The following is a 14,774-nucleotide window of genomic DNA, read 5'->3' as shown; positions in this document are numbered from 1 at the left end:
CGGAAGGACCGCGAAGGTCGCGCGGCGCGTACGGCGTCAGCGTACGACGAGGTGGGACGTCACAGACCGAGGACGGACTTGATCGGCTCCACGGTGAAGTAGATCAGGAAGAGCAGCGCGACGATCCAGAGCAGTGGGTGGACCTGCCGCGCGTGACCCTTCAGCGTCTTGATGAACACGTAGGTGATGAACCCGGCGCCGATGCCCGCCGTGATCGAGTACGTGAACGGGATGAGCACGATCGTGAGGAACGCCGGGATCGCGATCTCGTAGTCGCTGAAGTCGATCTCCCGGATCTGCGTCATCATCAGGAAGCCGACGATGATCAGCGCCGGGGTCGCCGCCTCGGACGGCACGACCTTCGTCAGGGGCGCGAAGAACATGGCCAGGAGGAACAGGAGGCCGGTGACCACGCTGGCCAGACCGGTCCTGGCGCCCTCGCCCACTCCGGCGGCGGACTCGACGTAGGTGGTGTTGGACGAGACGCCGGCCGCGCCACCGCCGGCCGCCGCGAGGGAGTCGACCAGCAGGATGGCCCGGGTCCGCTCCATCGTGCCGTCAGGGGCGACCAGCCCGGCCTGACGGCCGACGCCGACGACGGTGCCCATGGTGTCGAAGAAGTCGGCGAGCAAGAGGGTGAAGACCAGCAGGATCGCCGCGACGCCGCCGACCTTCGCGAAGCCGCCGAAGAGGTTGAAGTGGCCGAGCAGCGACAGGTCCGGCAGTTCCAGGAACGTCGAGGGCCACTCCGGCTTGATCAGCGCCCAGCCGTTGGGGTTGACGGGCTTGCCCGGCGTGATCTGCGTGCCGATCTGCGCGATGGCCTCCACGATGATCGCGAGGATCGTCGTGCCGATGATGCCCATGAGGATGGCGCCCTTGAACCTGCGGGCGATCAGGAACGCGGTCACGATCACACCGACGACGAAGACCAGCGTGGGCCATCCGGTGAGCGATCCGTTGCCGAGAGCACCCAGCTTCACGGGGACGGTGGTACCCGCGACGTCGGGGATGCGGCGGACGAAACCCGCGTCGACGAACCCGATCAACGCGATGAACAGACCGATGCCAACACTGATCGCCGTCTTCAACTGGGCCGGGATGGCGTTGAACACGGCGACCCGGAAACCGGTGAGCACGAGGATCGCGATCACGATGCCTTCGAGCACCACGAGGCCCATGGCCTCCGCCCAGGACATCTGGGAGGCGATGCCGACGGCCACGAACGCGTTCAGGCCCAGTCCCGTCGCCAGGGCCAGCGGCACCCGGCCGAACACGCCCATCGCGATCGTCAGGATTCCGGCTGCGAACGCGGTCGCCGCCGCGATCAGCGGGAAGTTGGGGACGGTGCCGCCACCGAGGAGGTTGCCGGTCTTGTCGGCGACCGTGCCGATGATGATGGGGTTGAGCACGACGATGTACGCCATCGTGAAGAAGGTGGCGAACCCGCCGCGTACCTCCTGGCCGATGGTCGAGCCACGCTCGGAGATGAAGAAGAAACGATCAAGAAAGCCGGTGGCCCGAGGATTCATGCTGTTACTCACGCGCGAAGAGTGGCAGGCGGTATCACCTGCGAAAAGAGTCTGGTGGTCAGTGTGACGGTTCCGTGACCGTTTTGTGCATATTTTACGGCTTGGGCGAGATGCACCATTCCCTCGCCTCGCTCCCGGCCCCGGATCCGCTGCCGCGGCGGCATCCCCGGGCCCTACGGACTCCGGCCTCCGCCCTTGTGAACGCGCCATCCGCCGCTCCGCGGATTTGCGGTGCCTTTAAGCTTGGGTCCCGTGAGCCAGCAGCCCCGGCCGGACCTCGAGCCGATCAAGACCAACGACACCGCGACCATCCTCGTCGGGACGGCGCTGTGGCTGGTCGCGCTGGTCGCGCTGCTGGTCGCGCGGCCGGACGAGAGCCGATGGCTGTGGACCTGCGCGGCGGGGATCGGGCTCGGACTGTTCGGCCTCGCCTACATCCGCCGCCGCGACCGCCGCTAGGAAGACCGACGAGTCAAGCCCCCGCTGCGCGCGGCCGGCATCCGTCGGGCGCCCCATACAGAGCGCCCGAGTGAACCGGCCGCCGCGACGGTCTCAGGAGTCGAGATCCGCCTCGGCGAGCAGCAGCGGAACCCGCTCCGGATCACGCAGCAACGCCGCGACGGCGAGGCGGTCACCCCACTGCCCGGACGCCCAGGCGAGCCCACGCGCCAGCCCCTCGATCCCCGACGCGTGGACCTTCCCCTCGAAGAAGCGCCACGGCACGGGCCTGCCGTCCACCAGCAGCTCTCCGTGCTCGACATAGCTCAGCGGAGCCGACGGCAGCAGCGAGCCCACCTCCGCGGGCACCGGCCGCTCCTCGCCCGACGACGTGACCACGCCGTTCACCAGCTCGCCCGCGAGCGGCAGGTCGAGCAGCTCCGACAACGCCTCGGCCAGGTCGAACGGCGCGAGCACCAGCGGCCGGTCCGCCACCAGGGCGAGCAGGTCCGGCGCCTCGACCACCACCGGCTCCCCCGGGCCCTCGGCCGGCTCTTCCCGGCTCGACCCGTCGAGGATCCGCCCGTCCTCGGCGTCCGCCACCACGATCGCCCCGTCCAGTACGGCACGCACCGCGGACGGCGGGCGCACCCGCGTCGGGTCGACCGCCGCGAGGGCGATCCACAGGGCGCGGAGCTGGGCCCGGTCCACCTCGATCGACGGATCGGCCAGCAGGTCGAGCAGCTCGTCCGGGCCGCCGTGCGACGCCAGCAGCTCCGCCAGCGACGACCGGACGCCGATCATCGTCAGCGCGACCTCGTCCACCCCGGCGGGCGCGTCGCCGTACAGGCCGAACAGGAGCGGGTCGCCCCCTGGGAGCCGCAGGGACGTGGGCCGCCTGCCGTCGAGCACCGGATGGGTGGAGAGCCACCACGAGGTGTACGACGGGATCTCGACGACCTCTCCCGAGACCAGCACACGCAGCGGCTGAAGGGCGGCGCGCAGCGGCGGGCGGGACAGGAGCGCGAGCGCGGCCGGCCAGTCCGCGACGTACTCCAGGTCACGGACGGCGGCGAACTCGCGGGCGACCGGAGGGACGTCGAGCTCGGGCAGCAGGTCGAGCACCGCTTCCAGCCACTCGTCCTCCAGGTCGAGATCGTGGTCGCAGTCCTCGGGGTCGAGCAGCACGTCGGCGTCGTTCACCACGGCGAACCCGTCCAGCACACCGGCCGCCGCCAGGACGTGCGAACCGTACCGCTCCACCAGGTCGGGCGCCGCGACACCGAAGGGCACGTCCTGGTCGATCAGCGTGGCCAGAGAGCCCTCGGCCAGCAGCAGGTCGCCCGCGGGGTACAGCTCGCCGTCCGCACCGCGCAGCGCCAGCTCGGCCAGCCACGGAGCCTCCCCCGCCGACAGCCCGGCCGCCTCGACCAGGGCGAGTACGGCCTGCGCCACCGGCTCGGGGTCGGCGCTTTCCAGCGACTCGGTCACCGCGGCGTGGGTGAGAGGGTCCTCCAGGACGGTGCGCGGGGTCGCCTCGGCCGCGCCCAGCCGCAGCAGCAGCGGGTGCACGGCGTCGGGATGCACGACGCGCAGCCCCAGCGGCGCCAGGACGGACGGGTCGAGCGGCCCGGTTCCCCCGCCCGAGCCGTCACCCGAGCCGTCACCCGAGCCGTTCGTCAGGGCGAGCGTGCCGCGCGGCCCTCGCACCAACCGGCCGTCCGCCAGCGGGACGGGAACCGCGCCGACCGCCTCGGGGTCGTCCGCGGGAAGCACCTCGTAGAGCGACCGCCACCACGCGGGCTCCCTGTCCTTCACGGCGTCGCCGGACAGCATGTCGATCACGTCGGCCAGCTCGACCCGGCGTACGCCGAGGGCGGTCAGCGCCGGGTGGCGGGCCGACCAGCCCGCGGGCAGCAGCCCGGGCACCATGTCGGCGATCTTCTCCAGGAACTCCGCCGGACCGGCCACGACCCTGGCCTCGCGACCGGCCACCAGCCAGCCCGGACCGCCGTCGCCGGACGCCTGGATCGCCTCTCCTGCCACGCCGGAGCCGTCCTGCGGCTCCTCGGGCGCGGAGATGGCCGGCAGCAGGGGGACATCCGGGAGCCGGTTCAGGATCGCGCGGCGGATCCGCGCGTCCAGCTCTCCCTTGCCGATGAGCCCCGGCACCAGGTCGAGCAGCCGCGGCGTGCGCGGCAGCGACGCCAGCAGCTCGACGTACGCGTCCGCCGCCCGCTCGACCAGGAACTCCGCCAGCGGGCCGGGGGCGGCGTGTCGCCGGTCGGTGGCCATCGGCAGCGTGGCGATGAGCAGCGCGGGGAGGGCGAGCGGCTCGTCACTGGGCGTCGGCGCGTGCACGACGGGCGGCACGTCGTCCGGCAGCGGACGCGGCTCGCCGGAGGCCGCCGTCGGCACCGCCCAGCGGACCTGCCAGTACGGCCGGGAGCGCTCCTCGGTGGGCCGGTCGGCGAACAGCTCGGCCACCTGCTCCGAGGTGAACGAGCCCGACGCGGTGACGAAGTGCCAGCCCTCGGCGGAGATCGTGCGGGCCTCCCCGTCGAGCTCGATCTCGATGGTGGACAGCGCCGGCATGGCCAGCGGCAGCGCCGGTCCGGCCTCCCGCAACATCCGGCGCACGGCCCGCTCCGCCGCCTCGTCCCGCAGCGGGAGCCGTACGAGCGTGTCGAAGCCGTCCGGCACCTCGGTGGGCTCGCCGGGGAAGGGCAGGCGGAGCAGGGGCACGTGCCCCTCCCGCCCGGTCAGCTCCGCCGCCAGGGCGGGCCGGTCGGCCACCAGGGCGGCCGTCTCCTCACGCGACCAGCGCACGCCGCCCGTCTTGCGCGAGGTGACCGACGGGGAGTCGCACACCGAGACCACGGCGGCGAATCCCACCCCGAACCTGCCGACGGCGCCCGTCTCGTCCTTCTTGCCGGACACCCGCAGCGTGGACAGGCCCTCCACGCCCTCGGCGTCCAGCGGGGCTCCGGTGTTGGCGGCGAGGAGGACGCCGTCACGCAGGGTCAGCCGCAGGTGGCCGGGCAGTCCGGCGCGCAGCGCGGCGTCCGCCGCGTTCTGCGCCAGCTCGACGACCAGCCGGTCACGGTAGCCGCCGAGCGCGAAGTCCTCCTCCGCGTTGGCGTCCTCGCGGAACCGGGCGGGAGAGGCCGTCCACGCCGCGAGAACGGTGTCGCGCATCCGCGCGGTGCCGAAGGAGTCGTTCATCTTTAGAGCCCCCAGGTCCCAGATCTCGCCGCCACGTCCGGACGTACCTTAACCAACCCCCGCACACTTCCACGTACCGCCGCGATCACGCGTAAATCGGCGCAGAAGGCCGGTAACCTGCCCGAACATCAGAGGTTGCTCGCGCGCCGGTTCCAAGGGACCCCGGGTACGGCCCGGCGGGACGCGCCCCGCCGGCCGATGGGGCGTGAATCAGGAGTGACCGAGCGGTTCCGAGTCGGACTCGTCCACGGAACCGGCGGACTCGGCGGGTCCACCGTTGGGCGCGACCTCCTCGGTCGCCGCCACGACCACCTCTTCCTCGGTCTCGGCGGGCAGCAGGTCGTATCCCAGATCGTCCAGGATCGGCGGCGGCTGGTCGACGATCATCGACGGGACGGTGGTGGCCTCGGAGTGGGCACCGCAGCCGTGGTCGGCGGCGACGACACGGCCGTCGTCCGGGGCGTACTCGTTCGCGCAGACGCCGAACCCGAGCCGCAGCGCGCCCGCGAGCGGCCAGTAGAACCCACAGGTGGAGCACTGGGCCGGGGCCGCGTGCGCGATGGGGCTGTGCGGGCCGGACTCGCCGGAGTGCCAGCGGCGCACCGCGAGATCCCGGCCGAGAGCCGAGAGCACCCGGGCCCTGCCCAGGCCGTACTCGAAGATCATCTGGCGGTCGGAGTCGTCGTCGGTGGCGGTGAATCCCGGGGCCAGCCGGTCGTCGTCGGCCTCGGTCGGCAGCAGGTCGCCCACGCCGAGGTCTCCGGGGAGGAGCCGCTGGTTCCACGGCACCCAGCTCGGTGCGAGCAGCGCGCCCGCCCCGGGCAGCAGCACGGTCTCGCTCACCGTCACGACACGAGCCCGCGACGCGCGGGCGACCGTCACGGCCCAGCGCCAGCCCTTGTACGCTCGATCAAGACAATCGAAGAAATGCGTGACGACGCGGTCGCCCTCGCTGTCGAAGCCGAGGTGCTCGCCCACCTCCGCGGGCCGGGCGACCTCCTCGGCGGCCCGGCGGGCCAGCTCGACGGCCGCAGCGCAGGCCTGGTCCGCTGCGGTGCTTCGGGTTCGGGTGCGACTCACACTCCATTTTCACCCACTCCGCGAGCGGACGGCACCCCGATCAGTGGGTAAGACTGGAATTCCCCAGCTGGGAAGGGAGTCGTTCTTCGTGGCGAATGCCTGGAACCGAGTACGGCGCGCGAGTCACGCCACCGCGGGAGCCACCCGCCGGGCGGGCCGTTCGGCCGCGCACGCCGGTCGGCGGCTCGGGCGGGGCACCCGGAGTCTCGGGCAGGCGACGCGCAGGCTCACCCACGCGCAGGGAGCCGGGCGAACCGGGCTCGGCCGCCTGATCGAGCTCACATCCGCGCACTCCGCGGGCGACGCCTTCGTCACCGTCGCCCTGGCGGGAGCGCTGTTCTTCAAGTTGCCGGTCGGGCAGGCGCGCGGCCAGGTCGCGCTGTACCTCCTGGTCACCATGATCCCGTTCACGGTGGTCGCGCCCTTCGTGGGCCCGGTGCTCGACCGTTTCCGCTCCGGCCGCCGTTATGTCATGGCGGGAACGCTCTTCGCGCGGGGACTCCTGTGCTGGGGCATGGCCGCGGCGATCCGGCCGTCGGACGCGCTCACCCTCTTTCCCGCGGCCCTCGCCGTGCTGGTCCTGTCGAAGGCATACAACGTGTCCCGGGCCGCGATCATGCCGAGCGTGCTGCCCGCCGACATCACGCTGGTCGCGGCGAACGCCCGGGTGGCGCTGTTCGCACTGGTCGCCGCGGGCGCGGCGGCGGGCCTCTCGACCGGGCTGACCGCCTGGATCGGGGCCGACTGGGTTCTGCGCGCCACCACGGCGCTCTTCCTCGTCGCGGGCGTCGCCGCCGTACGGCTGCCGCGCCACGTCGACTCCCCCGATCTCGACGCCGACCTCGACGCCGACCTCGAACCGGATCTCGAACCGGGTCCCGAGGCCGATCCCGAACCGGGCGTCACCGCCGATCTCGGCGCCGCACCGCACACCGCCCAGGAAACCGGTACGCCCGGCGCCGGCCAGGGCACGGACCTCGGTGCCGATCACAAGGCCGGCCTCGGGACCGGTCAGGGCAGGAAGGCCCGGTCACGGCATCGATGGCGCGAGCTGATCCGGGTCGGCCCGGTGGTCGGCGAGGCGGTGCGCGCGAACGCCGCGATCCGCGTCCAGGCCGGGTTCCTCGTCTTCTTCCTGCTCTTCCTCGTGCAGGACGGCAACATCCCCGGCCTCGCCCCGCACATCACGCTCGGCCTGCTCGCCGTCGCCGCGGGCGGGGGCGGCTTCCTCGGAGCGGCGGTCGCCTCGTGGACGCGGTCACGCTCCCCGCAGCTCATCATCCTGGGCACGCTCGCCCTGGCCACCGTCACCACGATCGTCACGGCGGTCTTCTTCACGTTGTGGACGGCCGTCGTCGTGGCGCTGGCCGCGGCCTTCGCCCAGGGACTCGGCAAGCTGGCGCTGGACGCGATCATCCAGCGGGAGATCGCCGAGGAGGTGCGGTCGTCGACGTTCGGCGTCGCCGAGGCGCTGCTCCAGATCGCCTGGGTGTTCGGCGGCCTGGCCGGGCTGGTGATGTCGCTGTCCGGGCACGGCCCGGCCGGGCTCGCGGTGGTCTCCGCCGGGCTCGCCGTCACCTTCGTGTGGCTGCTCGTCCGGCGGCGGACCCGGCTCGCCGCCGCGGCGGGGCGCGTCCCCGAGCCCGGTGGTACGCCACCGGACGCGCCGGGCGGCACGGCGCCGACCCCGCAGGGTGCCGCGTGGGCGCCCCACGAGGAGTCCGACATCACACCGGTCGTCCCGCGCGAGCCCCTGCGGCCCCGGCGGGACGACACCAAGCCGCTGACCAACCCGTACTAGAGGCTGATCGGCCGTCTAGCCGTCGATGTCGTCCGCGACGGCGCGCAGCACGCTCGCGACCTTCTTGGCGTGCGCGGCGTCCGGCTGCTTGCCCTTCTGGTAGGACGTCGAGATGTCGTCGAGCAGCTTGATCAGATCCTCGACGATGACGACCATCTCGTCCGGCTTCTTGCGCTTGCCCTTCACCCGAGCTGCCCTGGCGAGGGTGGGCGGCTGCTCCAGAACACGGACCGACAGGGCCTGCTGACCGCGGCGGCCTTCGGCCACTCCGAACTCGACCTTCTGCCCGGGCTTGAGGACGTCCACGCCCTTGGGCAGCGCCGATGAATGCACGAATACCTCACCGCCGTCGTCGCGCGTGAGGAAGCCGAATCCCTTGTCGGCGTCGTACCACTTGACCTTGCCACTCGGCACAGGGGTGACCTCGTTCAGACTGTCGTGAAAGGAATGGATGTAGGTTATGCCCGCGAAGGGCGCCTGTGGACCGCCTGACGGCCGTGTTTTACGCGGATACGGCGGTCCATGAGTCGAACCACGCGACGAACTGGGTGAGGTCCTCCAGCACCACGTCAGCTCCATGATCGACTAGTTGGTCCGCCGTGAACGAACCGGTGGCCACCGCGACGCTCGTGGCACCACCGGCACGCGCCGCATCGATGTCGGCCACGTGATCTCCAACATATGCTCCGGCACCGAAACTCGCGAGGGCCTCGCCCTTGTCGGCCCCGAAAAGCGAACCGACGACCTCGTCCACCTCGAACCCCAAGGCGGCCACGGTGCGCCGGGCGTCCAGCACGTTCTTGCCGGTGACGACGATGATCCGGCCACCCGCCCGGCGGACCGCGGCGAGCGCCTCGCCGGCGCCGGGCATGAGCCCCGTCATGGGCAGCGCGATCCGCGGATAGAGCTCCCGGTACAGCGCGGCGGCGGCCGGGATCTCCTCCTCCGGCATCCAGTAGGCCAGCTCCTCCTCCAGCGGAGGCCCGAGCCGGGAGACCACCACGTCCACGTCGATGGGGTAGGCCAGCCGCGGCGACATCGCCTCATACACGGCGGCGATGGCCGCGCGCGTGTCGGCCAGGGTCAGGTCGAGGTCGAATCCCACCGAGTTCACCCGATAAAGGATGCCAAAGTGCGCGGTACCGCGCACCGGCATATGGCGCGACCCCCCTGGCCAGGCCGCGGATCCCACCCCGGTCACGGCTCCCGGTGGTTTCGCGGGGCCGCGGGCCGCCTTCCAGGCGAATCACCCGCACCCGTACTCCTACGATGAAGAGATGAGTGAGGGGATGGACGGTGATTTCACCGCGTGGCTGCGCGGCCGCGCGGACGAGCAGCTCCGTGCCCTCGTGACGGCACGTCCGGAGCTCATCATGCCCGTCCCGCCGCACGTCGAGGGGTTGGCGGCGCGCGCGGGCACGCCGTCGGCCGTCGGCCGGGCGCTCGACCGGCTGGACCGCTTCTCCCTGTCCGTCGCCGAGACGCTGATCCTCCAGCCCGGTCCGCTCGCGTACGCGGAGCTGCGCTCGATCCTCGCCCGCGCCCTCCCCCACGGGAGCCGCGCGAGCGACAAGCGGTACGCCGCGGAGCTGGACACGGCGCTCCGGGAGGGCGTCGACCGGCTCAGGACGGCATGCCTGATCTTCGGGCCCGATGACGCGCTGCTGCCGGCGCCCGGGGTCAAGGAGGCGCTCGATCCTCCGGCGGGGCTCGGGCCGCCCGCGACGGACGTGTTCCGGCACCACTCCCCCGAGTCCCTCACGATCCTGCTCGCCGACATCACCGGCATCGCCGACATCGCCCCGACCGCGACGGACGCGACGGATCCGGCCGTTCCTCCGGGGCGGCGGCTGGCGACGCTGCTCGCCGACCCCGCCACCCTCGGGCGGCTGATCGGCGAGGTGTCCCCGCAGGCCCGCGCGGCGCTGGACGAGCTGGCCTGGGGCCCGCCGAGCGGCCGGGTGGCCGGCGCCAGGCGCGAGGTCCGTACGGCCACGGCGCGATCGCCGGTCGAGCAGCTTCTGGCGCGCGGCCTCCTCGGGGCGACCGGCGAGGAGACCGTGGCGCTGCCCCGCGAGGTGGCGCTGTACCTGCGCGCGGGGCGCGTCCACCGCGACCTGTCCCCGGGGCCGCCCGAGCTCGATGGCGTGGCCCGCGACCAGACGCTGGCCGACCGGACCGCCGCCGGCCAGGCGTTCACCTTCGTCCGCACGGTCGAGGAGCTCTGCGAGCTCTGGAGCCACGACCCTCCGGGCGTCCTGCGCGCCGGCGGCCTCGCCGTACGGGACCTGAAGCGGACGGCGCAGATTCTCGACCTCCCCGAGTGGGCGACCGGGCTCGTCGTGGAGGTGGCGCACGCGGCCGGACTCGTCGCGTCGGGCGGATCCGTCGACGGGGAGTGGCTGCCGACCGCCGCGTACGACGCCTGGCGGCTCAAGGCCACCGAGGACCGATGGACCCTGCTCGCCTCGGCCTGGGCGGGCATGGACCGCGCCCCCGGCCTGATCGGGGAGCGTGACGACCGCGACCGTCCGATCAACGCCCTGCACCCGGATCTCCGCAGGTCGGCCGCCTCCGAGGTGCGCCTGCGCACGCTGTCCGTACTCGGCGCGGCAGGCCCCGGCATCGCCCCCACGCCCGCGTCGGTGATCGGCCGCCTCGCGTGGGAGCAGCCACGCCGACGGGTCACGCAGCGCGACCGGCTGGCCGAGCTCACGCTGCGCGAGGCCGAGCACCTCGGCGTCACCGGGCTCGGCGTCCTGTCCGGCCATGGCCGCGCGCTGCTGCGCGCCTTCCCTCCGTACGGCCCTCCGTCCAGCCCTCCGTCCAGCCCTCCGTACGGCCAGGGGGCCGGCGGCGGAGGCGGTGCCGGGAAGGCTCCGGCGGAGCTGCTGGCACCGCTGCTGCCCGAGCCCGTGGACAAGGTGCTGCTGCAGGCGGACCTGACCGCCGTGGCGCCGGGGCCGCTCACCAGCGATCTCGGCCGCTGGCTGGCGCTGGCGGCGGACGTGGAGTCCAAGGGCGGCGCGACCGTCTACCGGTTCGGTGAGGGGTCGATCAGGCGGGCGCTCGACGCCGGCCAGTCGGCGGACGAACTGCTCACGATGCTGGAGCGACACTCCGCCACCCCGGTGCCGCAGCCGCTGCGCTATCTGGTCACCGACGTGGCCCGCAGGCACGGCCGTATCAGGGTCGGTACGGCCTCGGCCTACATCCGCTGCGACGACCCCGCGGTCCTGGACGAGGTGGTGGCCGACCGGCGGGCGTCCGTACTGCGCCTGCGGCGGCTCGCGCCCACCGTCCTCGCCTCCAAGACGTCCCGTGCGACGCTGGTCGACGCGCTGCGCGCGATGGGCTACTCCCCCGTGGCGGAGTCCCTGGAAGGGGACGTGCTGGTGTCGCGGGCGGACACCCGGCGGACCGAGGGCCAGCCGCTCGCGCGCGGCGGGACCGCGACCGGGCCCGACCCCGACATGGTCGCGGCGGCCGTACGCGCGATCAGGGCCGGGGACGACGCCCACCTCGCGCGGCGCGGCCCGTCGGACGCACCCCGTGGACAGGTCCCGCGCTCCCCCTCGACCGCGACGATCAGCGCGCTCCAGGAGGCGATCCGCCAGGGGGCGCGGGTGTGGATCGGCTATCTCGACTCGCAAGGTCATGCCACCAGTCGCATCCTGGAGCCGGCCCGGATGGAGGGCGGCTACCTGACCGCCTACGACGAGACCCGTGCGGCCGTGCACCGGTTCGCGCTGCACCGGATCACCGGCATCGCCGACGTCAACTAGCGGGGCCCGGCTCCGAACGTCGACCGGACGTCAGCGCCCAGATGGCGGCTCCCGCCACCCGGATTCCCCATCACGGTGGCGTGACGCATCGGTTCGCGCCTCTGCCCGCACCGGGCGTTTAATCCGTTGCCTTTCGGCGCCCGATTTGGCGATGATCCGGCTGACCGGTAGGGGCTGGATTGGCGACTGGTCCCTCAGGTCGCCGCGCTCCCCGTTTCGATGCGGTCCTCAGCACCGGAGCGGGGAGCGCCATACCGTGATATTTCTGGAACCCGACAATCTGGACCCCGAGCGACGAAGGATCGACCTACGGTGACGACCCCAGAACAGCCGGGCCAGAACCCCCAAGAGTGGCAGAGCCCCCACAACCCGTACGGAACGGATCCTCAAGCCGGGCAGCCCTACAGCGGGCAGCAGTTCGGTCAACAGGGACACGGCCAGCAACAAGGGCAGGCGTACGGCCAGCCGTACGGGCAGCCCTATGACCAGCCGGGATACGGCCAGCAGGGGTACGGGCAGCAGGGATACGGCCAGCCGGGATACGGCTCGCCCTACGGCCAGCCGGGGTACGGCCAGCCGCCCTACGGCCCGCCGGGATACGGCTACCCTCCCCAGCCCGCGGGCCCGCGCACCCACGCGATCGTCGCCCTGGTCATCAGCCTCGTGCTCGCGTTGAGCTGCTACATCACGCTCGGCGGTATCGCGGGCGCCATCCTGTCCGGCATCGCGCTCAGCAAGGTCGACACCGAACCGGACACGGCCAGGCGCCTGCTGAAGTGGACGTGGATCTCCATCGGCATCAACGTCGTGCTGTTCATCATCGGCATGATCGCCCTCGTCTGGGCCGGAGTGAACGGCTATCTCGACACTCCCACCCCCGATTGACCCAACCCGGGAGTGATTCGGCTCGATCCCTTGTTTGATAGGCGGTAGCCGTACAAGGGAGCAGGCATTGAATGACGGACCGCTGATCGTTCAGTCGGACAAGACGCTGCTGCTCGAGGTCGATCACGAGCGGGCGGACGCGTGCCGCAAGGCGATCGCGCCGTTCGCCGAGCTGGAGCGGGCCCCCGAGCACGTCCACACCTACCGGGTGACCCCGCTCGCGCTGTGGAACGCGCGCGCCGCCGGGCACGACGCCGAGCAGGTCGTGGACACGCTGATCGGCTTCAGCCGCTACCCGGTCCCGAACGCGCTGCTCGTGGACATGGTCGAGACGATGGCCCGCTACGGACGGCTCCGGCTGGAGAAGCACCCCAGCCACGGCCTGGTGCTGACCAGCACCGACCGGGCGGTGCTCGAGGAGGTGCTGCGCTCCAAGAAGATCCAGCCCCTGGTCAGCGAGCGCATCGACGGCGAGACGGTCGCCGTCCATCCCTCGGAGCGCGGCAACATCAAGCAGGTGCTGCTCAAGCTGGGCTGGCCGGCCGACGACCTCGCCGGTTACGTCGACGGAGAGCATCACACGATCACGCTCGCCGAGGACGGCTGGACGCTCCGGCCGTACCAGCAGGAGGCCGCGGACGCCTTCTGGCACGGCGGCTCCGGCGTCGTCGTGCTCCCCTGCGGCGCGGGCAAGACGATCGTCGGCGCGGCGGCGATGGCCCACGCGCAGGCGACCACGCTCATCCTGGTCACCAACACGGTCTCCGCGCACCAGTGGAAGCAGGAGCTGATCAAGCGGACGTCGCTGACCGCCGACGAGATCGGCGAGTACACCGGCACCAAGAAGGAGATCCGGCCGGTCACCATCGCGACGTACCAGGTGATGACGACGAAGCGCCAGGGCGTGTACCGCCACCTGGAGCTGTTCGACGCCCGCGACTGGGGCCTGGTCGTCTACGACGAGGTCCACCTGCTGCCCGCGCCGATCTTCCGCATGACGGCCGACCTCCAGGCCCGCCGCCGGATCGGGCTGACCGCCACGCTGGTCCGCGAGGACGGCCGTGAGGGTGACGTGTTCTCGCTGATCGGCCCCAAGCGGTACGACGCGCCCTGGAAGGAGATGGAGAACCAGGGCTGGATCGCCCCGGCGGACTGCGTCGAGGTCCGGGTGACCCTGAGTGACCAGGAGCGGCTCGCCTACGCGATGTCGGAGGCCGAGGAGCGTTACCGGTTCTGCGCCACGACCCCGTCGAAGAACCGGATCGCCGAGGCCCTCGTACGACGGCATGTGGGCGAGCAGGTCCTCGTCATCGGGCAGTACATCGACCAGCTCGACGAGCTGGGCGAGCACCTGAACGCCCCGGTGATCAAGGGCGAGACGCGGGTCCGTGAGCGTGAGCGCCTGTTCCAGGCGTTCCGCGACAAGGAGATCCAGGTGCTCGTGGTGTCGAAGGTGGCCAACTTCTCGATCGACCTGCCCGAGGCGTCCGTCGCGATCCAGGTGTCCGGCACGTTCGGGTCGCGTCAGGAGGAGGCGCAGCGTCTCGGCCGCGTGCTCCGGCCGAAGGCCGACGGCGGCGGCGCCCGGTTCTACTCCGTGGTCAGCCGCGACACCGTCGACCAGGACTTCGCCGCCCACAGGCAGCGGTTCCTCGCTGAACAGGGGTACTCGTACCACATCATCGACGCCGATGAGGTGCTGGCCGAGGGGGAGGAGGACCCGGCGAGGTGAGCCTTGCCGGGGATTTCCTCCACGGGGGACGGCCATCGCCGTCCCTGCGTCCATGACCCGGATACGCGTCCGGATCCGTGTACGGAAAGTCGCGATCTACGTCCAGGAAATACCGTCGGCCCGAGACAACCGCATCACCCCCTCACACGTCGGCCGGGTGCCCATCACAACCGGTCGCGGCATACCCCATCGTTAAGGCAAATCACGTAATTTGCGCGGATTTTTCGGCATTGGCGCCATGCCGATTTGTTCGATTTCGCACCGTGTTGGGATGATTACGGGGAGATCATGTCAGC

Annotated in this window: 10 protein-coding genes; 5 read left to right on the top strand and 5 right to left on the bottom strand. The window is 71.9% G+C overall.

The features are described 5' to 3' along the window. Positions 1 to 59: 59 nt before the first annotated feature. Positions 60 to 1,532 (bottom strand): NCS2 family permease, encoded by a 1,473-nt coding sequence (locus tag IMZ11_RS17520; RefSeq protein WP_061260819.1) that lies wholly within the window; start codon positions 1,530 to 1,532, stop codon positions 60 to 62. Positions 1,533 to 1,784: 252 nt separating this feature from the next. On the opposite strand from IMZ11_RS17520, the gene IMZ11_RS17515 reads away from it, so the two are divergent. Beyond that, positions 1,785 to 1,991, top strand: a complete 207-nt coding sequence (locus IMZ11_RS17515; RefSeq protein WP_228642687.1) for a DUF2530 domain-containing protein — start codon at positions 1,785 to 1,787, stop codon at positions 1,989 to 1,991. Between the two features lie 93 nt (positions 1,992 to 2,084). Here IMZ11_RS17515 and IMZ11_RS17510 read toward each other — a convergent pair whose 3' ends face one another. Both IMZ11_RS17510 and IMZ11_RS17505 read right to left on the bottom strand, forming a co-directional pair. Beyond that, the gene (locus IMZ11_RS17510) at positions 2,085 to 5,195 is read right to left on the bottom strand and encodes a sacsin N-terminal ATP-binding-like domain-containing protein (RefSeq protein WP_228642685.1); all 3,111 of its coding nucleotides are present in this window, start codon (positions 5,193 to 5,195) and stop codon (positions 2,085 to 2,087) included. Between the two features lie 210 nt (positions 5,196 to 5,405). Next, positions 5,406 to 6,275, bottom strand: coding sequence for a DUF3027 domain-containing protein (locus tag IMZ11_RS17505; RefSeq protein ID WP_228642683.1), 870 nt, complete (start codon positions 6,273 to 6,275; stop codon positions 5,406 to 5,408). 88 nt (positions 6,276 to 6,363) lie between these two features. Here IMZ11_RS17505 and IMZ11_RS17500 point away from each other — a divergent pair, with 88 nt between their 5' ends. Next, complete coding sequence (locus IMZ11_RS17500) at positions 6,364 to 8,076, top strand: MFS transporter (RefSeq protein ID WP_228642681.1); 1,713 nt, start codon at positions 6,364 to 6,366, stop codon at positions 8,074 to 8,076. A gap of 15 nt (positions 8,077 to 8,091) precedes the next feature. Here the strand turns inward: IMZ11_RS17500 and IMZ11_RS17495 are convergent, their stop codons facing one another. After that, positions 8,092 to 8,490, bottom strand: a complete 399-nt coding sequence (locus IMZ11_RS17495) for a cold-shock protein (protein ID WP_061260809.1) — start codon at positions 8,488 to 8,490, stop codon at positions 8,092 to 8,094. Positions 8,491 to 8,578: 88 nt separating this feature from the next. Then, positions 8,579 to 9,190 (bottom strand): HAD family hydrolase, encoded by a 612-nt coding sequence (locus tag IMZ11_RS17490; protein ID WP_228642679.1) that lies wholly within the window; start codon positions 9,188 to 9,190, stop codon positions 8,579 to 8,581. 163 nt (positions 9,191 to 9,353) lie between these two features. Here IMZ11_RS17490 and IMZ11_RS17485 point away from each other — a divergent pair, with 163 nt between their 5' ends. The 3 genes from IMZ11_RS17485 to IMZ11_RS17475 all read left to right on the top strand — a co-directional run bounded on the left by IMZ11_RS17485 (position 9,354) and on the right by IMZ11_RS17475 (position 14,478). After that, the gene (locus IMZ11_RS17485; RefSeq protein ID WP_228642677.1) at positions 9,354 to 11,861 is read left to right on the top strand and encodes a helicase C-terminal domain-containing protein; all 2,508 of its coding nucleotides are present in this window, start codon (positions 9,354 to 9,356) and stop codon (positions 11,859 to 11,861) included. Between the two features lie 312 nt (positions 11,862 to 12,173). Continuing rightward, entirely contained in the window at positions 12,174 to 12,746 is a 573-nt protein-coding gene (locus IMZ11_RS17480; protein ID WP_228642675.1) for an MgtC/SapB family protein, read from the top strand. A gap of 67 nt (positions 12,747 to 12,813) precedes the next feature. Next, positions 12,814 to 14,478, top strand: coding sequence for a DNA repair helicase XPB (locus tag IMZ11_RS17475; RefSeq protein ID WP_228642673.1), 1,665 nt, complete (start codon positions 12,814 to 12,816; stop codon positions 14,476 to 14,478). The last annotated feature ends 296 nt before the right edge of the window (positions 14,479 to 14,774 follow it).

It is taken from the genome of Microtetraspora sp. AC03309 (genome assembly GCF_020826795.1).
Lineage (GTDB): Bacteria > Actinomycetota > Actinomycetes > Streptosporangiales > Streptosporangiaceae > Microtetraspora > Microtetraspora glauca.
Note: the sequence above shows the minus strand (reverse complement) of the source record. Positions and strands in the feature narration are given on the sequence as shown.

Coding starts and splice junctions, on each gene's coding strand:
- IMZ11_RS17520 (WP_061260819.1), bottom strand. CDS start 1,532: ATGAATCCTCGGGCCACCGGCTTTCTTGATCGTTTCTTCTTCATCTCC.
- IMZ11_RS17510 (WP_228642685.1), bottom strand. CDS start 5,195: ATGAACGACTCCTTCGGCACCGCGCGGATGCGCGACACCGTTCTCGCG.
- IMZ11_RS17485 (WP_228642677.1), top strand. CDS start 9,354: ATGAGTGAGGGGATGGACGGTGATTTCACCGCGTGGCTGCGCGGCCGC.